Origin of the sequence: Brucella sp. NBRC 113783 (genome assembly GCF_040372265.1) — a bacterium.
GTDB lineage: Bacteria > Pseudomonadota > Alphaproteobacteria > Rhizobiales > Rhizobiaceae > Brucella > Brucella teleogrylli.
Map to the genome: position 1 here is coordinate 168753 of NZ_BAABRX010000007.1, position 19316 is coordinate 188068.

Genomic DNA, 19316 nt, shown 5'->3' on the forward strand with positions numbered 1-19316 from the left:
TGCGGCGGCAAGCGCTATTCCACCAAGCCGACAATCGGGCCAAAACCGCCATGCCAGGATATGTCGTTGCGGCCCATAGCGGGATCATAAATGCCTGTCCCGTTTCCACCATCGAGAAACAGCGCATTCGGGCATTTCAAATGGTCGCGAAACATGCGCGCGAAATCATGAAAATTCACCGGGTCTTCGCTGATGGCTAAGCGCACAGCGCCATTTTCGCAAACACCGACGCCGCTGCGGCGTGTGCGGTCCGTCGAGCCGGCAATAAAGGCCCGGTGCAATTTGTTGCGGATGACCAGCATGGGGCCTGACTGGGTGGCAAAACTGACCTTTGGCCGGCGTTTCAAAAACGTGTCGGTCGGAAGAATTCCCGCCGCCTTGTCGTCCCAGAAGAAAACACCATTCGGCCTCTTGTAGAAATTTGGCACAGGACCACCTGCACTTTCGCCTTTCTGCCTGTTGGCGGGGCGCAGTTGCTGTCCGTTCTCAATATAAAGGCCTATCGGCGCAAAATCCTGCCCGTACATTCCGGCATTCAACGCGAAAACCAGTCTGCGGCCATCGTCGCTGACGGCCTTGGCAGCGCTGGAGAATGTCCGATAGGGCTTGTCGTCGGCCCCTTTCCAGAACAGCCGCAGCCCGGCGACACCGTTTTCCGGCTTGCAGATGATATATTTCGTATTCTCGAAACTATCCGCCTCGCAAATGCCGGGCTTGCCCGGTTCCTGTGCCTGAGCAGGACAGGACATCGCCGCCACGAGCATCATGGCCACAGTGGATAATCCGCGCTTCAGATAGATCGCCAATGCCGTTGCTTCTTTCTTCATCTCGCCACTATGCAGGAAATTGGGAGATTCGAAGAAGCCTTGTTATCAAGCGATCTCCGATGCCTCGTTTCGTGCCGCCTTGCGGGTCGCATAGATGAAAGCTGCGGCGAAAGTCATTGAAAGCAAAAGCACAATTGTGGGTGCCGGAGCGCTGTCGATGAAGAACGACAGATAAACGCCGATGAACGAACCCGCCGCCGCGATGACCGCAGCCAGAACCAGCATGGTGCTGAACTTACGCGTCAGGAGAAATGCAATGGCCCCCGGCGCGATCAGCATCGCGATGGCAAGGATGATACCGACAGCCTGCAACGCACCCACAATCGTCAGCGAGATGAGGCTCAGCAGGCCGTAATGCAGGAGATTGACCCGAAGGCCCACCGCCCTCGCCTGCGCGGGATCGAAGGCATGCAAAAGGAAGTCTTTCCATTTTACGCCGATGATCGCGGAGGTGAACAGCGCAATCAGCCCTGCCTGTCCAATATCGAACCACGAAACGCCCAGCATATCGCCGAACAAAATATGGTCGAGATGCACATCCGGCCTGACCTTGACATAGAGCACCAGTCCCAGCCCGAACATGCCGGAAAACACCACGCCCATGACTGTATCCTGCTTTATGCGGCTGTTATCCTTCAAAAAGCCGGTCGCGATGGCGCAAAACATGCCCGCAACGAAAGCGCCGACCGCATAGGGAAAGCCCACGACATAGGCGATCACCACGCCGGGAAACACTGCGTGGCTGATTGCATCGCCCATCAGCGACCAACCTTTTAGAACGAGAAAGCAGGATAACAGCGCCATGGGAACAGCGACAGTGGCGGAAATCACCAGCGCATTGACCATGAATGGAAATTCGAATGGCGAAAGAAGCGTGTCGATAATGTTCACTGCGACGCCTCCATGGCCTGTGTTCTGGCGGCGCGGCGTCGGCTGGCAATCATGCCATGCTTGGGTGCGAAGAAAAATGCGCTCAGGAAAATCGCCGTCTGCAACACGACAATGATGCCACCCGTCGCGCCATCGAGAAAATAACTCGCATAGGCGCCGACGAAACTGGTGGCAGCGCCGATTATCACGGCGATGACCAGCAGTCGCGGAAACCGATCCGTCAGCAGATAGGCCGTGGCTCCCGGTGTCACCACCATGCAGATGACGAGGAACGCGCCTACCGTCTGGAGCGCCGCCACCGTCGATGCCGAGAGAAGCGTGAAGAACATGATCTTCAGCGCGGTCGGATTAAGGCCAATTGAACGTGCGTGGGTCTCGTCGAAGAATGTGACCATGAGGTCTTTCCATTTGACGAGCAGAAGGGCGAGCGACACGAAGCCGATAATCCCGAGCTGCAGCTTGTCGCCAGGCGTAATCGCCAGAATATTGCCGAGCACGATGGTCTGGATGTTTACCGAGGTCGGCGAGATCGACACCATGAACAAGCCGAGACCGAAAAAGCCTGAGAAGATAAGGCCGATAATGGCGTCTTCCTTCAACTTGGTTCGCTGGTTCAAAAACAGCATGGCGCCTGCCGCCAGCCCGCCGGAAAAGAAGGCGCCAATGGAAAACGGCAGCCCCAGCATATAGGCTCCAGCGACGCCGGGAACGATGGAATGGGACAGGGCATCGCCGATCAGCGACCAGCCCTTCAGCATCAGATAACAGGACAGGAAAGCGCAGACGCCGCCGACCAGCGCCGACACCCACATCGCATCCAGCATATAGCTATAGGTGAATGGCTGCAGGAGTGTTTCCATCATTCCTGCCCTCCTTCTCCATCGCCACTGTTGCGAATGGCAGTCTTGCCGCCCTGCAAGATCAGCGGGCGTTCATCGTCGCTGATAACGCCTATCGAGGCGGAAGCCTCGCCTTGCGGTCCGTTCAATACGAAATGCCGCAGAACGCCACCAAAGGTCTTTTCCAGATTTTTTTGGGTGAATGTCTCAGCCGTCATCCCATAGGCCAGCACCGTGCCTTTTATCAGGATGGTGCGGTCGCAGAACTCCGGCACGGAACCCAAATTATGCGTTGAGACCAGCATCACGCGGCCTTCATCGCGCAACTCGCGCAACAGCGAGATGATCTGCTCTTCCGTCTTGACGTCGACCCCCGTAAACGGCTCGTCCAGCAGGATCACGCGACCGTCCTGCGCCAGCGCACGGGCAAGGAAAACGCGCTTCTTCTGCCCGCCCGAAAGCTCGCCGATCTGCCGCTTGCGAAACTCGCTCATATTGACGCGGGCAAGCGCATTGGCCACCGCTTCATGATCAGCAGCCTTTGGTCTCCGCATCATGCCCATATGGCCATAGCGGCCCATCATCACCACGTCCTCAACCAGAACCGGAAAATTCCAGTCCACCTCTTCCGATTGCGGCACATAGGCGACGAGGTTCTTGCGCAAGGCTTCGTCAACCGTCATGCCCAGCACCCGGATCGAGCCGCGCGCAAGACGCACAAACCCCATGATCGCCTTGAACAAGGTGGATTTGCCTGACCCATTGACGCCGACAAGAGCGGCAATTGTGCCGGTCGGGATGCGAAAACTCGCGTCGCGCAAGGCAGTCAGACCGTTGCGATAAGTGACGGTAGCGCCATCGACGGAAATGCCGCCATCTTCAGAACCGGAACCGAAATGGCTCTGCCAGTCGGGTTGAGCATTCATCGGATATCTCTTTCATCAGGATCGAATGCGTGCCCGCCACGATGGCGGGCACCAGATTTGTAGGGATCAGGACGGATCAGCCAGTCCCTTGACGATTGTGTCGGAGGTGACGCGCAAGAGGTCGATATAGGTCGGCACCGGGCCGTCCTTGTCGGTCAGGGAATCCACGTAAAGCACGCCGCCATAGCGGGCCCCGGTTTCGCGGGCCACCTGCTCGGCTGGCGCTGGCGAAATCGTGCTTTCGGAAAAGACAACGGTAATGCCGTTCTTGCGCACGGCATCGATGACCTTGCGCACCTGCTGCGGCGTGCCTTGCTGGTCCGCATTGATCGGCCACAGATAAAGCTCTTTCAGACCGAAATCGCGCGCGAGATAGGAAAACGCCCCTTCGCTCGAAACGAGCCAACGCTTGTCCTCGGGAACAGCGGCGAGTTTCGCCTTGATCGGCTCGATTGCAGCGCGGATCTTCTGCTTATAGGCGTCTGCATTTGCCGTGTAGGTGGCGGCATTCGCCGGATCATATTTGACGAAAGCATCGCGGATATTATCGACATAGATCAGCGCGGCGGTTGGCGACATCCAGGCATGAGGGTTAGGCTTGCCGCTATACGGTCCCTCCGTAATGCCCATCGGAGCGACGCCGTCAGACACCACAACGCTCGGCACGTCCTTCAGGTGGCGAAAGAACTTTTCGAACCAGAGTTCGAGGTTAAGCCCGTTCCATAGAACAAGCTGCGCACCTTGCGCCCGCTTTATGTCACCGGGTGTCGGCTGATAATTATGGATTTCCGCGCCCGGCTTGGTGATCGATTCAACGATTGCCGCATCGCCCGCCACGTTGCGCGCAATGTCGGCAATGACGGTGAAGGTCGTGACCGCCTTGAATTTCTCCTGTGCGCCAGCCGGAGCTATTGCAAACATCGCGGTCAATATTGCCGCCAATGCTGCTCCGGTCGCTGCCTTCAGGAAAGTTCGTCTCACCTTGTTCAGCATTTCGCATCCTTCTGCTATTAAGACTTATTTGCAACTGATAATTGGACTGTCCACCGCAGTTCGAACCGGCCTGCAATTTTGGGTATAGCCCTGTTGACTGCTTATATTCTGCAATTGCAAATTATTTGCAATAAGAAATTGCAAAAATGCCGAATTTCATCACGGGCCTGGTTGGATTCGGCGCTTGCAAATCATGGAAAATACGACTGAGGGAATACTGCGGCGCAGGCCACAGAGCCGCGATAATTATTTAAAATCAATAATCTAAACCAATTACCTCATAAAACAGGACTGCCGGCGATTACATCACCGGCAGTCCTTCAATATCGTGACCTACCATTTCACGCGGAAGCCGACCGTTCCCTTATAGGCGTAGCTGTCGCCGAAATTGGCCAGACTGGTGTTGATCGAACCTTCGCCATAGAGCGAATATTTATCGTTGTTCCAGTTATAGCTGCCACCGAGACCGATACCGCCCCAGAAGCGATCATTGCGACTGGTAAAGCTGGCGCCCGAAACGTCAACTTTCGTCCCATCCAGAAACTCGTAGTAAAGATTGGCAATACCGTACACATAGGTCCGGTCGATCAACCCCTGTCATTGTACCACGAATTCTGGCGGTCGAGGCTCAAGCCGAGACGGCCTTGCAGGCTGTCACCCCGGTTGAGACTGACTTCAGCATCGAAGACATCATTGAAGCTGTCGAAATCGACATTCGAATAAACCAGTTGCGCCTGCGGCGTCACCGACCATTGCTCGTTCAGCATGATGCGCTTGCCGCTTTCGAGCGACAGGGCATAACCGAAGCCGTTATTACCGCTGATCAGGTCGAAACCCGCGAGCGTGGACTCCAGATCGCTATCATACCACGTTGCCTGCGCCTGACCGTCGAGATAGAAGCCGTTCTCACCATACCAGGTCAGCGTGCCCCCGAAACCGTAACCATCGGTCGATATTTCACCGTCGCCATAGATCGAGCGCGTCCTGGCCTTGCCGTGCACGTAATGCACGGTCAGCCCGCCGATCAGCTTGCCGTTTTCATTCTCGACGAAAAGACCATCAAGCCCTGCCTGCATGCGGAACGTATTGAAATCGTAATCCGTGCGGGAGGTGGAGAAGCGCGGCGCCATGCTGGTATGCACGCCTTCGACACGCCCCCAGATCCCGTTGTTTTCGATCAGGACACCTGCCTCCTGCGGCGACGCATAAGGCGAGCCGACCGGGTCTGCCCCCTCGGCAACCATGATATTGCCGGCATGGCTCCAGTAGCGGTTGCCCACGCGCTGCTGCAAGGTTGGAAGACCGTTCAGGCCGAGCAGCAATTGCGGATAGGCTTCATAGACAGGAACGCCCGGCTGGTAGAGTGGCAATTCCTCGCCCGGCTCTTCTGGCTCCGGCTCCGGGTTGCCCGGTTCGGGTTCTGGTTCCACCGCACTCACTGTCGAGCGGAGATACCAGTCGCCATCGTTCGGCGTCGAAACACCGCCCTTGTAAAGCCGATAAGCATAGGCCCCGCCGACGACCGCAGGGTCGCCCTCGAACTCGTAATCGCCCAGAAGCGTAAACGAACCATCCGAAGCGCCATCGACGCTGATGATCCTGATGCCTTCGGTCGTCACGGCGCCAGTCCCGTTGACATTGACGACATCGACCAGCGTGCTGCCTGCGGTGTCGCCGGTCACAACCAGCATATCGGTTGCGGAACTGTCATTACCCAAGGTCGTGTTGAGGCGCAGTTCGCCATCCGAACCGATATAGTTTCCGTTGATGGTGAGCCTGTCGCCGACTGAAGTGCCACCGGCGTCCAGATCGATCAGGCCTGCATTGGTCACGCCGACGGCCGTCCCCGCCACACTCGGCGAGATGGCATAGCTTCCCCCGCTGGCGACAACCGAGCTGGTGCTGTCGATGGTCAATGTGCCGGTTTCCGTCGCCGAGTCACCCAATGTCAGGTCGCCGCCCATGGTGAGCTGCGAGCCGGACAGCAGGGAGATGCTTTCCCAATTGATGAAACGCTCCGGCTGTGCAGTCTGCACATTGGTCAGCGTGAGCGCGTCCGTGCCGAGACCGCCATCAAGGAGCGTGGTCGGCTGCACAGTCGTTTTGGTCAGATTCGTTAGATTGGCAACGTCATCGCCGTCATTGAGATGAATTTCACCGGCAATCGTCCCGGCGCCGGTCCAGTTCAGCGTGTCGACCCCGGCTCCCGTCAGCACGTCGCCCGTTATGGTACCGCCCGTCACGTTGATGGTGTTGACACCACCCGCCAGACTGATCGCCGTGCCATTGCCGCCGGTAATGATACCGGCGTTGCTCACGGTATAGCGGCTGCCGGCGCCGAGAACACCGGTGGCCAAAGTGCTGGTGATCACGCCCGTTTCGGTGTTCGTTAGGACTGTGCCGCCTAGCATATAGACGCCATTACCGCCATCGCCGGTGGCCGAAATCGTGCCGGAGTTGACGACGGTTTCATTGACGCCCGCCAGGACGCCATAGGCATTCAGGCCGCTGACGCTGACTGTGCCCGTATTGGTCAGAAACCCGAAGCCGCCCAACGAGCGCATACCATGCGCCGTCTGGCCGGACGTCTCAATCGTACCGTTATTGGCCAGTTCCCCCATATACTGCTTCGACATGCCGAAGCCGTTCAGCGAGGTCGTCGTGATGGTTCCGTTGTTGACGGCATTGGCGTAATCGTCGAGCAAAACGCCGGAACCCAGCGCATCGATGATCGTGCCCGCACCGATCGTCACAGTGATGTAGTCTTGTCCCGTGGTCGCGATAACGCCATAAGTGAAAGGGTTGGGCGCAGTCGCATCGCAGGTAATGGTTTCGCCCTCATCCGGCTGGCCTTCCGCCGTGCTGGAACCGGTGATCGCTATTGCGCGCGTGACATTGAAGCACGCTGCTTCGGCAATATCCGGAAAGGCTGTTCCGGCGAGTGCCATCAATCCCGCAAGCGCCAGCGATGGAAAAGCCCGGCTCAATACGCCTTGCACAGTCACGGATTTCATATGGTTAGCGAGAGTACGGTCATATTTCCAACTGGCCATCCGGAAACTCCAACGAGAACGAACATCTCTAGGACTGTGCATGTACGAAAGAGCGGAAAAGCCCGAGAACAAATATCACCCAAAATGAATTGCTACAGAATACAGCAAGTCATTCTGGTGTAACGATATCCGCCGTTGAAAAGAAACACGCCCCTCAACGCGCAAATCAGTTCTTTCTAATTAAGAGAATTATTTCGAACCATTCGCCTGTCAAGGGCGCTCGCAGCAGATTTGACGCATAGGTCAATCATAGATTGTGAAACGTTGCCTGATTGCATCGGCAAGTGCTAAAATTCCCTCACTGAAAAAAATAAGACCCGCTGCACAAACCCAATTGTGCAGCGGGCCCATAGAAACTCCTGGATCTGACAATGCGTTCAGCGCATTCAGAAAATCCGCCTATTCCTTCACCGCTCCGGTCATCGACGACACGTAGTAGTCAACGAAGAACGAATAGAGGATCACCACCGGCAGCGAACCGAACAGCGCCCCCGCCATCAGCGCGCCCCATTCGAAAATATCGCCACGCACCAGTTCGGTCAGCACGCCCACGGGAACAGTCTTGTTCTCGGAAGACTGAATGAATGTCAGCGCATAGATGAATTCGTTCCAGGAAAGCGTGAAGGCGAAGATGCCTGCCGAAATCAACCCCGGCACGGCCAGCGGCAGGATGATCTTGAGCAGAATCTGCCACCGGTTGGCGCCATCCACCAGAGCACTTTCCTCAAGCTCGAAGGGTATTGAGCGAAAATAACCCATCAGCAGCCATGTACAGAAAGGAATGAGGAAGGTGGGATAGGTGAAGATCAGCGCCAGACGTGAATCATAGATGCCGAGCTTGAAGACGATGAACGCCAGCGGAATGAACAGGATCGACGGTGGCACCAGATAGGCCAGAAAGATGAACAGGCCAACCGAGCGCGAGCCGGTGAAGCGGATGCGTTCAATCGCATAAGCGCCCAACACGGAAGCAATCAGCGACAGGAAAGTCGAAGCCGTCGCCACCAGCATCGTGTTCCACAACCAGCCCGGATAGGAGGTCTCGAACAGCAGATATTTGATATGGTCAAGCGTCGGCCCCACCACCCAGAAGGGGCTGAAATTGTCATAATCCGTCAGCTGCGAGTTCGGTTTTACGGCGGTGATCGCCATCCAGTAAAACGGAAACAGCAGCACGAAGACGAACAGCGCTATGGGTATGTAGATCGTCACCACCCGCCGCGGCAGGCGATTGAGATAGGACATGCCCTGGCTGTCGTCCTTCAAAGCGGCTTCATTGGAAGGTGCCTTGGAATTCATGGTCATCTCCATTGTCAGTCGCTTCCGCCCTGCTGCCATTTGCGACGCTGCAAGCCGAAGAAAGAAAACATGATGGCGGCAAGGAGGAACGGGATCATCGCGACCGCAATCGCAGCACCCTCACCCAATTGGCCGCCGGGAATGGCGCGCTGGAAAGACAGGGTCGCCATCAGGTGGGTTGCGTTGACCGGGCCGCCCTTGGTCAGAACGTAGATCAACTGGAAATCCGTGAAGGTGAACAACACGGAGAACGTCATCACCACCGCGATGATCGGCGTCAGCATCGGCAATGTCACATGCCGGAACCGCTGCCAGCTTGAGGCACCATCCAGCGATGCTGCTTCCTGCAATGAGGCGGGAATGGTCTGCAAGCCAGCGAGAAGCGAAATCGCCACGAAAGGAATGCCGCGCCAGACATTGGCTGCAATCACCGAAAGACGCGCATTGGTTGGATCGCCAAGGAAATTGATGGGTTGATCGATGAGGCCCATTTTGATCAGCGACCACGAAATGATCGAGAACTGGGAATCGTAGATCCACCAGAATGCCAGTGCTGAAAGCACGGTCGGCACCACCCATGGCAACAGCACGATGGCGCGGAAGAACGATTTGCACGGCAGGTTTTCGTTCAACAGCAGCGCGAGCCAGAGGCCGAGACCGAATTTCAACACCGACGCCACGGTTGTGTAGAGTACGGTGTTGAACACCGACAGCCAGAAGACACTGTCATCCCACAGAAACTCGTAATTTTCCAAGCCGATGAAAATGCCATCGCGGCCAATCTTCGTGTCGGTAAAGCCGAGCCAGACGCCGAGACCAAGCGGATAGGTCAGGAAGCAGACCAGAAAAACCGCTGCGGGCAGCATGAACAGAAAGCCCAGCATGTTGTGATTATTCGCAAGGCGAGACATGAAAGGCCGTTTTATCGCACCGGGATCGCCGGATACTCCGGCTCCGGGTGAATTGGTCATCGTCATGGATACAAATCTCCAGAACCCAAAAAGAAACGAGGCGCGAAGTTAGGCTTCGCGCCTCCGCTCCAGCGACTAGACGCGATAATAGCGGTTGGCGCGTTTTTCGGCGCTCGCCACAGCTTCTTCCGGCGTGGAAGCACCGGTAACGGCGGAGGCGAACATGTCGACCAGAACATAGTCGGCCATGACGGCTGCCGAAGCATAGCCGAGCGGACCGGCATAGCCGTTCGGACGCAGCGTTTCCGAAGCGCGGGCATAAGGCGTATGGATCGGATTTGCCTTCCACACCGGATTATCCGCGAAAGCCTTGAGCGGCTGGCAGCAATAGGCGCTGGAACCTTCAAGCCAGGCGTTCATCTGATCGGCTTCCATCATGAATTTGATGTAGGCCTTGGCTGCTTCCGGATATTTCGAATGCTTGAACAGCAGAAGCGAGCTGGTCTGGTGCAGTTCTACGCTCTTGCCGACCGGGCCAATGGGGAAGTTCGTGCTGCGCATGTCAGCGGCGAATTCGCTAAGTTTCGGATCATTCTTCGCCGCATAGTAGATGGAAACGCCATTGGCCGTCAGCGACACCTGACCGGCGAGGAACGCACGGTTGTTGTTGATGTCGAGCCAGCTTTCCGTGCCCGGAATGAAGGTCGCATAAAGCTCCTTGGCATAGTTGATGGCGGCAATGGTTTCCGGCGAGTTGATCGTCACCTTGCCGCTTTCATCAACCATCTGCGCACCATGGCTCCAGAGCAGCCAATGCGCATAGTTGTTGCCGTCACCGACAGCCTTGCCATGCGGGAAGCCAGCAGGTGTTCCCTTGGCTTTCATGGCCTTGCAAAGCTCAAGGAAGCCCTTGGTGTCCTGCGGGAATTCGCTGAAGCCAGCCGCTTTCATATGGCTGTCGCGATAGACAATCGCGTTGCCGATTGCTGTCAGCGGCATGGCGATGAACTTGCCTTCGCGGGTCGCATAACCCTTGAGGCCGTCATAGAAACCGCCATATTTCCCGTCGAGATAAGTGCCAAGCTCCGTCAGATCGACCAACTTGTCAGGATACTGGTGGGCATCGTCGAACCAGCACATCACGATATCGGGGCCAGAGCCCACATTGGCGGCAACCGCAGCCTTTGGACGAATATCTTCCCAGCTTTCCTTGTCGATGCGCACTTCCACGCCGGTGGCTTCGGTAAACTTCTTGGTGTTGGCGAGCCAGCTTTCCTCATCGCCCTTCACAAAAGGCGTCCAGCGCAACACGCGCAGGCTGGCGCCCGCTTCCGGCTTATAATCCGGTTCGGCTGCAAAAGACGGACGGATGCCGAGGCCCGACAAACCCGCCGCGCCAACAAGACTTGCCGTTCCTGTCAGGAATGTTCTTCTTCTGATAGTCATTATGCTCCTCCTCCAAAAATGGGACTTGGTTACGCCGTGTTCACTGTCCCTGCAGGCGAAAACGGCTATCTGGTGAAATGCACTTTCCCAGAAAAGACACGGCCTCCGGCTCTCCCCTCCTTCAGCGTGCCTTGTATAAATTCATCCAATAAGGCGCATGCCGCTCTCTTCGTCGAAGAGGTGAACATTGCCGGGGTCGATAGAAATATTGATCGCCTCGCCGGGGCGCACATCGACGCGTTCGCGGAAAACACAGGTGACTTCCGTGCCGCCGAAATTCACGACCATCTGCGTTTCATAGCCGGTCGGTTCGATCACCACCACGGGCGCGGCCAGACCCGCACCGTCAAGCCGGATATATTCCGGGCGCAGACCGTAAACGAGGTCTCGCCCCACAGCCTGCGGATAGCTGCGCGACAGGGGCAGCCTCGTGCCATCGGTAGCCACGAACACCTGCGGGTTTTGCGGATCAAGCTTGCCCTTGATCATGTTCATAGCCGGAGAACCGATAAAGCCCGCCACAAACAGATTGTTGGGATTGTCATAGAGTTCCAGCGGCGAACCCACCTGCTCAACAATGCCGTCATGCATGACGACGATCTTGTCGGCCATGGTCATGGCTTCGATCTGGTCGTGCGTCACATAAACGGTCGTCGTTTTCAGGCGGTGATGCAGTTCCTTGATCTCGGCGCGCATCGCAACGCGCAGCTTGGCGTCGAGATTGGACAAAGGCTCATCGAATAGGAAAACCTGCGGATCGCGAACAATGGCGCGTCCCATAGCCACGCGCTGGCGCTGACCACCGGAAAGCTGGCGCGGATAGCGGTCGAGCAGATTGGTTAGGCCCAGAATGCCAGCGGCATAATTCACACGCTTGTCGATTTCCGCCTGCGGCGCTGAATTCAGCATCAGCGAGAACGCCATGTTCTTGGCGACCGTCATATGCGGATAGAGCGCATAATTCTGGAACACCATGGCGATATCGCGTTCCTTGGGCGGCAGGTTGTTGACCGGCCTGCCACCGATGCGAATTTCGCCGCCGGAGATATTCTCCAGACCGGCCAGCATGCGCAGCAGGGTCGATTTTCCGCAACCCGAGGGGCCGACGAGAATGACGAACTCGCCGTCTTCAATATCGATATTAACGCCTTTGATGACGGGGAAATTGCCGAAAGACTTTTTCACTTCGGCGAACTGAACAGTGGCCATGCATCTCCTCCCAGACTGCATTCTGTATTTTCAGAAGATGTGAATGTCGGCTCCTCACTTCCGACGCTCAGATCTTTCGCGAATATTCTCCTTGCTTTGCATGCTCTCCGCGCCGAATTCCTCTTTCGGTGCGCATTCCTGCTTTTATTTAACCCCGACCCACAAAGGGCATCTTGGTTGCCATGACGGTCATGGTCAGCACATTGGCGTCGAGCGGCAGGCTTGCCATATAGACAACCGCGTTTGCGACATGTGCAGGATCAATGGTCGGCTCTGCCGCCATGGTTCCATTGGCCTGAATGACGCCGGTGGAAATCTTCTGCGTCATATCGCTGGCGGCATTGCCAATATCGATCTGGCCGCAGGCAATATCGAAATTACGCCCGTCGAGAGCGGTTGATTTGGTCAGCCCGGCAATGGCATGTTTCGTCGCCGTATAAGGCGCTGAATTGGGGCGCGGCGTGGTGGCGGAAATGGACCCATTATTGATGATCCGCCCGCCGCGCGGGCTTTGCGCCTTCATCACGCGGAAAGCCTGCTGCGTGCACAGAAAAGCGCCCGTGAGATTGGCACCGACAATCGCGCTCCAGTCTTCGAACGTAACCTCTTCAAGCGGCACGCCCGGAACGAGAACGCCCGCATTGTTGACCAGAAGGTCGAGCCGTCCGAACTTTTCAACAATCGCATCAAACAGTTTGCGCACGGCGACCGGGTCGCCCACATCGGCAGCGATTGGATGAAAGCTTCCACCGGTTTGCGAGGCAAGATCGGATGCTGTCTTTTCCAGCACATCGATGCGACGACCGGAAATCACGACGTGATAACCTTGTGCTCCGAGGGCTTTGGCGATAGCGCGGCCCACACCTGTACCGCCGCCGGTGACAAGCGCAATGGCCCCACTTTTCGCACCCGTTGCCTCACTCATCGCAGCATTCCTCCGTGTTGCGGCCCCGGCCTCAGAGCGCGTTTTCAATTTGAATTTTCTATTGAAGCAAGATCCTGACGATCCTCGAAACCCGGAGGGCGGATATGCTTCGGCCTGCATGCATTATCGAATTTCAATAGTGGGTCGATGCTGCGCAACCGATAGTCAGGCGCGCTTATTGCGTATGCCGTCAATTTCCTGCCGGAACCGTTTCACCCTTAACTGGTAAGGTGAACGGACCACTTGTCCATTGTTGGCCGGTCGAAGGCCGCGAGTCAATCTCGTTTTGCCGCAATCCCGAAACATTAGCTAAAGAGATTGTGCGACCCGTTGCCCTCATCGCGAAGCCTTCATCCCCACCAGCCATGACAGCCCGGCATCGGTCGTGGTTTTCGGGCGATATTCGGCACCGAGCGGCCTTTCATAGCCGAGAGCATCAAGCAACTGTACAATATGCCGGTAATCCAGTTCGCCGTGGTCGGGCTCGGCTCTATCCGGCACAGCCGCAATCTGGACATGCCCGATATGCGGCTGCAACGCTTCCAGCCGTTTGCTGATATCGCCTTCCATGATTTGAAGATGGTAGCAATCGAACATCAGCTTCAGATTGCTTGCCGCCACTTCTTGAATGATTGCAATAGCTTGTTCTGATGTCTTCAGAAAATATCCCGGCGCATCACGATGATTGAGCGGTTCGATCAAGATCGTTATACCGTGGGTGGCGGCCAGTTCGCAGGCATAAGTAAGATTTGCAATGAATATGCGATGCGCCGCTTCGCCTTCTGCTTTTCCGGCCATCACATGGATATTCAGGGCACCGATGGCGACGGCATAATCCACAGCCTGACGAATCGCTGCCTGCGCCTCATCTTCCCTTCCGGCAAGCGCCGCCAGACCGTTCTCGCCAGCCTCGACATTGCCGCGAATTGTATTGAGGCCAAGCATCGTCAATTCGGTATCGCGCAAGGCGGCAGCGACATCGCCAGGTTCGAATTTATAGGGCCAATGGCATTCCACAGCATCGAAACCGGCGGCCTTTGCAGCGCGGATGGCGTCAGGCAGCGGCAATTCTTGCCAGAGAAAGCCGAGATTGGCTGAAAAACGCGCCATATCAATCCCACTCCACATCAAATTTATCGACGATCTGGCGGATTTGCGCCTCCGTCAGCATGTTCGGTTTCAAACCGCGCGTGAGCATGGCGAGCTTCGCGGTTTCCTCAAGCTCTTCAACGGCATAGACCGCCGCTTCCAGATCCTTGGCGGCAACGACCGGACCGTGATTAGCCAGCATTACGGCGCTTCGCTTGCCTGCCAGACCACGAATCGCATCGCCCATCGCGGGATCGCCGGGGATGAAATAGGGCAGCAGCTTTACCTTACCGAGTTTCATAATCGAATAGGCGGTCAGCGGCGGGAGCATATTGTCCGGGTCCACATCCGGCAGCATGGACAGCGCGACGGAATGGCAGGAATGCAGATGCACCACAGCGCCCGTTTTGGCTGCCCGCGTTTCGTAAAATGCAGCGTGCAGCGGCATTTCCTTGGTCGGCTTGTCGCCGCCGACAAATTTGCCTTCGCTGTCAAACAAGGCCAGCCTTGCCGGATCGAGATTGCCGAAAGAACTGCCGGTCGGGGTGACGAGCAACCGCCCGTCTGACAAGCGGGCTGAAATATTGCCCGACGAACCGCCGGTGAGCCCTCGGTCGAACATGGATTTCGCCATCAGGCATATGCTTTCGCGTAGCCGCGCTTCTTCGCTCATACTGCCCCCAGCTTGCGCAGCGCCGTTTCAAAAAAGCTCTCGGAACCGAAATTACCTGATTTGAGCGCCAGCGCCGCTGTCTCGCCCTTGATCGTGGCAAAGGTCCACGGAACGCCGGGGGCGATTTCCCTGCCGACCATCACGCGCGAGACGCCAAGCGCCTGCGCCACTGCGCCGGATGTTTCACCACCCGCCACCACGAAACGGCGAATGTCAAGACTGAAAGCCTCGCGCGCCAGAGCGGCAAGAGCCTCTTCGACAATCTGGCCTGCCCGCTCCACGCCAAGCTTTTCCTGCGCCGCACGAACCGATGCGGGTTCTGCGCTGGCATAGATCAGCTTCGGTTCATTCAATGAGCGCTGCCGGAGCCACGCGAAAGCCTCGCCAGCGCCATGTTCCGCCAGTTCCAGCGGGTCGAGCCGGTAGCTCGCGGCTCTTTGCGCATAATGCGCAACCTGTTTGAGTGTCATCGCCGAACAACTGCCGGAAAGCACGATTTGGCCTTCACCAACGGCAGGCTCCTGCGCCTCTTGCCTGTCTTGCTGCAACTGCCCTGCCTCAGCCAACAGACGCGGCAATGGCATGGCAAGCGCGCTACCCCCGGTGAGCAAGGGCAGATTAAGCGTAGCCTCGGCAATGGTTCCAAGGTCCTCATCGGCGACCGCATCAACGATGACATGTGCCACGCCCTGCCCGGCCAATTCCACAAGACGCGCTTTCAAGGCATCGGCACCGCGTGCCACAACGAGGCGATTGGCCAATCGGACCTTGCCTTTGACCTGCGGTTGCAGCAAACGCACCAAGCTGGAATCCCGCATCGGCGTCAGCGGATGATCCTTCATCGGGCTTTCGTCCAGCGGCTGTTCACCGACAAAAAGATGCCCCATGAAAATGCTGCGGCCGTTTTCAGGAAAAGCCGGACAATAGATCGTCTGCGACGTGCCAATATCAGCCATCAAAGCTTCGGCGACCGGCCCAATATTGCCCTCGGCAGTGCTGTCAAAAGTCGAGCAATATTTCCAGTAGAACCGCTGCGCACTGGCAGCTTTCAGCCACGCATATGCCGCGCGCACCTGAGCGACGGCCTCATCAACGGGAACTGTCCGGCATTTCAGCGCGATGATTTCGAACGGCGCTGTCGTTTCCGCCGCGTCAGTTTCACTGGGCAATCCGAAGCGCAGCGAAACCGGATAGCCGCTGCGGGCCAATAGTCCGGCAAGGTCCGTGGCTCCGGTGAAGTCATCAGCAATGGCGCCCAATACGATAGCCATCGATTATTTCTCCATGCCCGGCAGGGCAATGCCGCTGCGCGCGGCCAAAATCTTGGCAACGGCGGCATCGTCTTCGAGGCCGAAACCGGCCTCGGATGCTTGCTTGAACAAGGCCAGCGCGGCTTCGCTAAGCGGCGTGGAGCCGCCTGCATCAGACGCTTCGCCAGCCACAATCCCCATATCCTTGACGAAAATATTGACCGCAGAACGCGGCGTATAATCACCATCGACGATATGCGGTCCGCGATTTTCGAACATCCAGGACGAACCAGCAGAAACGCGGATAACATCGAACACAGTTTGCAAGTCGAGACCCACTTTGGCGGCCAGCGTCAGCGCTTCAGCGGCAGCGGCGATGTGAACACCTGCCAGCAACTGATTGATCATCTTGACTTTTGAGCCAAGGCCCAACTCTTCCCCAAGCCGGAACACTTTGGCCGCAACGGCGTCCAGAGCCGGGGCAGCTTTGCCAAAAGCCGCATCCGCGCCGGAACCCATGACCGTTATTTCGCCGGTCAGCGCCTTTTGAAAACCGCCAGAAACCGGTGCATCGATAACCGCCATTCCCGCAGCTTCAAGCTTGGCAGCGATCTCGACCGTCACGCTTGGCGCCATTGTCACGCATAGAAGAAATACCGTGCCGGGCGCCGCAGTCTGCACCGCGCCTTTCGGGCCGAACAGCACTTCCTTGGCCTGATCGGAATTGACCACGAAGACAAAGACGACATCGCTTTTGCCCGCATCGGCAGGTGCGGAAAAAGCCTCGCCGCCTTCCGCCGCGAACCGCTTCAGCACTTCGTCACGAATATCCACGCCCTTGACTTGAAAGCCCGCGCGCAGCAGGGACAGGGCTGCGCCCCACCCCATCGAGCCAAGACCAATCACGGTTGCCGTTTTGCCCGGCGCCATGCGAACCTCCCTTTATTTCAGTTGCCTTGCCGATCAGGCCTTCTCAAGTTCATCCTCGATATGGATACGGATGATTTCATCGAAGGATTTGTCGCCGACAAAACCGAGCGCGATGGCGCGGCTCGCATCGAAGTCCTGCGCCCAACCGGCGACGATGCCTTCAATCAGCGGGTCGGACTCCCGGCGGATAAGCGCCACGGCCTTGTCGCCAGCGACACGGCGCAATGCTTCAATTTGTTCTCCAACGGTGGCAGACAAACCCGGCATATTGAGGATGCAACGATGCCCGACTTTAGCCAGATCGATAGTCGCGGCATGAAGCAGGAAGCCAACCGCCCGGCGCGGGCTCACATGCCAATGGCGTACCGATTCATCGACCGGCAGGATCGCTTCCTGTCCGACCAGCGGTTCGCGCAGAATATTGGAGAAGAAGCCCGATGCCGCCTTGTTTGGCTTGCCGGGACGAATGCAGACGGTGGGCAGGCGAATGCCGATCCCATCCAGAAAGCCTTTGCGGGCATAGTCTGCCAGCAGCAGTTCGCCGATTGCCTTTTGCGCGCCATAGCTGGTGCGCGGCGTCAGGAAAAACTCGTCGTCGATCTTTTCCGGGAATGGCGCGCCGAACACGGCAATGGACGAGGTGAAAACAACACGCGGTTTGTAGGGCGCCTTTTCGCCTTCCTTGCGGATCGCCTCGAGCAGATAGCGCGTACCGTCGAGATTGATCGCATAGCCTTTGTCGAAATCGAGTTCCGCTTCACCGGAAACGATGGCCGCCAGGTGAAAGATAAGGTCCGGTCGCTTGGCAATCAGCGCGCGTGTGACGGCTGGATCGGAAATATCCCCGGCGCTCGCATGGACCGTACCAGTAAAGCCCTCCGGCGGGGTCGGCGCAACCACATCCACCAGCGTCAACTGCTCGACGGGCTTTCCGTCAATGCCGCCATCACGGGCGATTGCTTCGGAAAGCTTGCGGCCAACCATTCCTGCTGCGCCGATAATCAAAACATGCATGCGATTTCGCCTTTCCCATTCACGGATGCTGACCGCATCCAACTCCCTCAGCCGCGCTTGTCGCGCACCTTGGCAAGCAAGTTCTTGGTTGAAACATAAATGCGTTCTTCATGCGCGGCGAAGGCCGCCATCGCCGCCTCGCGGTCGCGCTTTTCAAGCGCTTGCAAGATCGCCTGATGGTCGGAAAAACTGCCATCAATTGCGCCCGGCTGCGCAACGGCGCGGCGGCGATGCTCCAGCATATAGGTGTAAAGATCGGTAACGATGTCGGCGAGCAGCGGGTTTCCGCATTCACGATAGATCGTGACGTGAAACTCGCGGTCGCAGATCAGGAAACGAACCGGATCATTCAGGCAATCAATCTGCGCCTTGAGCGAGCGACGCAATATATCCAGCGCTTCGTCGGAAATGCGCTCGGCGGCATCGCCGACGATCTGCTGCTCGACCAGCAGTCTCGCCGCATGCACGGCATGGACATCGTAAAGATCGACATTGAGCCTTGATGTTATGCCGACCGCCATGCCGGTAAGATCGGCTTTGGCGACGCGCGTGCGCGATCCGTGCGAAACTTCCAGCACACCGCGCGCCGCAAGCGTCTGGATGGCGCTGCGCACCGTCTGGCGACTGACCGAAAGCGCTGCGGACAATTCGCGTTCGCCCGGCAGCTCATCGCCCACCGCCAGCAAACCGGACGCAATAAGCGCTGCGATCTTGTCGGCGATCACATCCTTGATGGTACGCCGCTCCAGGTTTCGCCCCAGGCCCGTGTTCTTATCGAGCAGAAGATTATGTGCGACGATCAACGCTGCTCCCACTGACCCACTGGTCTTTCCACTAGTCCAGTTGGAATTTATCGATATCGCAATGGCTGTCAAGGGCGGGCACGGGTTCGCGCCGCGATCAATTCAGATCGCAGCGTTTTTCATATCGTGTTTTTGGGAGATCGCTTAGAGCCTGAACCAAAAAGCAGCATGTGTGCGTGAAAATGGTGATTTTCGCGTACCGGAGCGGAGCGTACTTAAGGTACGTGAGCACCGGAAC

16 protein-coding genes and 2 pseudogenes are annotated in these 19316 nt (G+C 57.2%); all 18 read right to left on the minus strand.

Annotated features, from left to right (window positions below):
* Window positions 1-14: 14 nt before the first annotated feature.
* Window positions 15-827, minus strand: a complete 813-nt coding sequence (locus ABWW11_RS19630; protein WP_181376048.1) for a phosphodiester glycosidase family protein — start codon at window positions 825-827, stop codon at window positions 15-17.
* A 45-nt stretch (window positions 828-872) separates the two neighbouring features.
* A complete protein-coding gene (locus ABWW11_RS19635; RefSeq protein WP_109367625.1) occupies window positions 873-1718 on the minus strand; it encodes a metal ABC transporter permease in 846 nt (281 codons plus the stop codon).
* The gene (locus tag ABWW11_RS19640; protein WP_109367626.1) at window positions 1715-2581 is read right to left on the minus strand and encodes a metal ABC transporter permease; all 867 of its coding nucleotides are present in this window, start codon (window positions 2579-2581) and stop codon (window positions 1715-1717) included. Before ABWW11_RS19640 ends, ABWW11_RS19635 begins: the two co-directional genes overlap by 4 nt.
* Window positions 2578-3483 (minus strand): manganese/iron ABC transporter ATP-binding protein, encoded by a 906-nt coding sequence (locus ABWW11_RS19645; protein ID WP_109367627.1) that lies wholly within the window; start codon window positions 3481-3483, stop codon window positions 2578-2580. Before ABWW11_RS19645 ends, ABWW11_RS19640 begins: the two co-directional genes overlap by 4 nt.
* Window positions 3484-3549: 66 nt before the next feature.
* Window positions 3550-4476: a metal ABC transporter substrate-binding protein gene (locus tag ABWW11_RS19650; protein WP_109367628.1), complete on the minus strand. Its 927-nt coding sequence runs from the start codon at window positions 4474-4476 to the stop codon at window positions 3550-3552.
* 333 nt (window positions 4477-4809) lie between these two features.
* A pseudogene (locus ABWW11_RS25280) lies at window positions 4810-6419 on the minus strand (autotransporter family protein); the annotation flags it as partial.
* Window positions 6420-6860: 441 nt separating this feature from the next.
* Window positions 6861-7571: pseudogene (locus ABWW11_RS25285) on the minus strand (pectate lyase-fold domain-containing protein); the annotation flags it as partial.
* Window positions 7572-7928: 357 nt separating this feature from the next.
* Window positions 7929-8834: a carbohydrate ABC transporter permease gene (locus ABWW11_RS19665; RefSeq protein ID WP_171319087.1), complete on the minus strand. Its 906-nt coding sequence runs from the start codon at window positions 8832-8834 to the stop codon at window positions 7929-7931.
* An 8-nt stretch (window positions 8835-8842) separates the two neighbouring features.
* Window positions 8843-9805: a carbohydrate ABC transporter permease gene (locus ABWW11_RS19670; protein ID WP_371830832.1), complete on the minus strand. Its 963-nt coding sequence runs from the start codon at window positions 9803-9805 to the stop codon at window positions 8843-8845.
* A 69-nt stretch (window positions 9806-9874) separates the two neighbouring features.
* Window positions 9875-11185, minus strand: a complete 1311-nt coding sequence (locus ABWW11_RS19675; RefSeq protein ID WP_109367629.1) for an ABC transporter substrate-binding protein — start codon at window positions 11183-11185, stop codon at window positions 9875-9877.
* A gap of 141 nt (window positions 11186-11326) precedes the next feature.
* Window positions 11327-12394, minus strand: a complete 1068-nt coding sequence (locus ABWW11_RS19680) for an ABC transporter ATP-binding protein (protein WP_121538773.1) — start codon at window positions 12392-12394, stop codon at window positions 11327-11329.
* A 148-nt stretch (window positions 12395-12542) separates the two neighbouring features.
* The gene (locus ABWW11_RS19685; protein ID WP_109367631.1) at window positions 12543-13319 is read right to left on the minus strand and encodes an SDR family oxidoreductase; all 777 of its coding nucleotides are present in this window, start codon (window positions 13317-13319) and stop codon (window positions 12543-12545) included.
* 336 nt (window positions 13320-13655) lie between these two features.
* Window positions 13656-14429, minus strand: a complete 774-nt coding sequence (locus ABWW11_RS19690; protein ID WP_109367632.1) for a hydroxypyruvate isomerase family protein — start codon at window positions 14427-14429, stop codon at window positions 13656-13658.
* Window position 14430: 1 nt separating this feature from the next.
* Complete coding sequence (otnC, locus tag ABWW11_RS19695) at window positions 14431-15081, minus strand: 3-oxo-tetronate 4-phosphate decarboxylase (RefSeq protein WP_109367633.1); 651 nt, start codon at window positions 15079-15081, stop codon at window positions 14431-14433.
* Window positions 15078-16352: a 3-oxo-tetronate kinase gene (gene otnK / locus ABWW11_RS19700; RefSeq protein WP_109367634.1), complete on the minus strand. Its 1275-nt coding sequence runs from the start codon at window positions 16350-16352 to the stop codon at window positions 15078-15080. Before otnK ends, otnC begins: the two co-directional genes overlap by 4 nt.
* 3 nt (window positions 16353-16355) lie before the next feature.
* Window positions 16356-17261 carry an L-threonate dehydrogenase gene (gene ltnD, locus ABWW11_RS19705; protein WP_109367635.1) on the minus strand — a complete coding sequence of 302 codons (906 nt, stop codon included), beginning with the start codon at window positions 17259-17261 and terminating at the stop codon, window positions 16356-16358.
* 33 nt (window positions 17262-17294) lie between these two features.
* Complete coding sequence (gene denD, locus ABWW11_RS19710; RefSeq protein ID WP_109367636.1) at window positions 17295-18275, minus strand: D-erythronate dehydrogenase; 981 nt, start codon at window positions 18273-18275, stop codon at window positions 17295-17297.
* 47 nt (window positions 18276-18322) lie between these two features.
* Window positions 18323-19078: a FadR/GntR family transcriptional regulator gene (locus tag ABWW11_RS19715; protein ID WP_121538761.1), complete on the minus strand. Its 756-nt coding sequence runs from the start codon at window positions 19076-19078 to the stop codon at window positions 18323-18325.
* Between the last annotated feature and the right edge of the window lie 238 nt (window positions 19079-19316).

Bases quoted from the DNA above. Each gene is read 5' to 3' on its own strand.
- ABWW11_RS19630 (WP_181376048.1), bottom strand. From the start codon at position 827: ATGAAGAAAGAAGCAACGGCATTGGCGATCTATCTGAAGCGCGGATTA.
- ABWW11_RS19640 (WP_109367626.1), bottom strand. From the start codon at position 2,581: ATGATGGAAACACTCCTGCAGCCATTCACCTATAGCTATATGCTGGAT.
- ABWW11_RS19645 (WP_109367627.1), bottom strand. From the start codon at position 3,483: ATGAATGCTCAACCCGACTGGCAGAGCCATTTCGGTTCCGGTTCTGAA.
- ABWW11_RS19650 (WP_109367628.1), bottom strand. From the start codon at position 4,476: ATGCTGAACAAGGTGAGACGAACTTTCCTGAAGGCAGCGACCGGAGCA.
- ABWW11_RS19665 (WP_171319087.1), bottom strand. From the start codon at position 8,834: ATGACCATGAATTCCAAGGCACCTTCCAATGAAGCCGCTTTGAAGGAC.
- ABWW11_RS19670 (WP_371830832.1), bottom strand. From the start codon at position 9,805: ATGACGATGACCAATTCACCCGGAGCCGGAGTATCCGGCGATCCCGGT.
- ABWW11_RS19675 (WP_109367629.1), bottom strand. From the start codon at position 11,185: ATGACTATCAGAAGAAGAACATTCCTGACAGGAACGGCAAGTCTTGTT.
- ABWW11_RS19680 (WP_121538773.1), bottom strand. From the start codon at position 12,394: ATGGCCACTGTTCAGTTCGCCGAAGTGAAAAAGTCTTTCGGCAATTTC.
- ABWW11_RS19685 (WP_109367631.1), bottom strand. From the start codon at position 13,319: ATGAGTGAGGCAACGGGTGCGAAAAGTGGGGCCATTGCGCTTGTCACC.
- ABWW11_RS19690 (WP_109367632.1), bottom strand. From the start codon at position 14,429: ATGGCGCGTTTTTCAGCCAATCTCGGCTTTCTCTGGCAAGAATTGCCG.
- otnC (WP_109367633.1), bottom strand. From the start codon at position 15,081: ATGAGCGAAGAAGCGCGGCTACGCGAAAGCATATGCCTGATGGCGAAA.
- otnK (WP_109367634.1), bottom strand. From the start codon at position 16,352: ATGGCTATCGTATTGGGCGCCATTGCTGATGACTTCACCGGAGCCACG.
- ltnD (WP_109367635.1), bottom strand. From the start codon at position 17,261: ATGGCGCCGGGCAAAACGGCAACCGTGATTGGTCTTGGCTCGATGGGG.
- denD (WP_109367636.1), bottom strand. From the start codon at position 18,275: ATGCATGTTTTGATTATCGGCGCAGCAGGAATGGTTGGCCGCAAGCTT.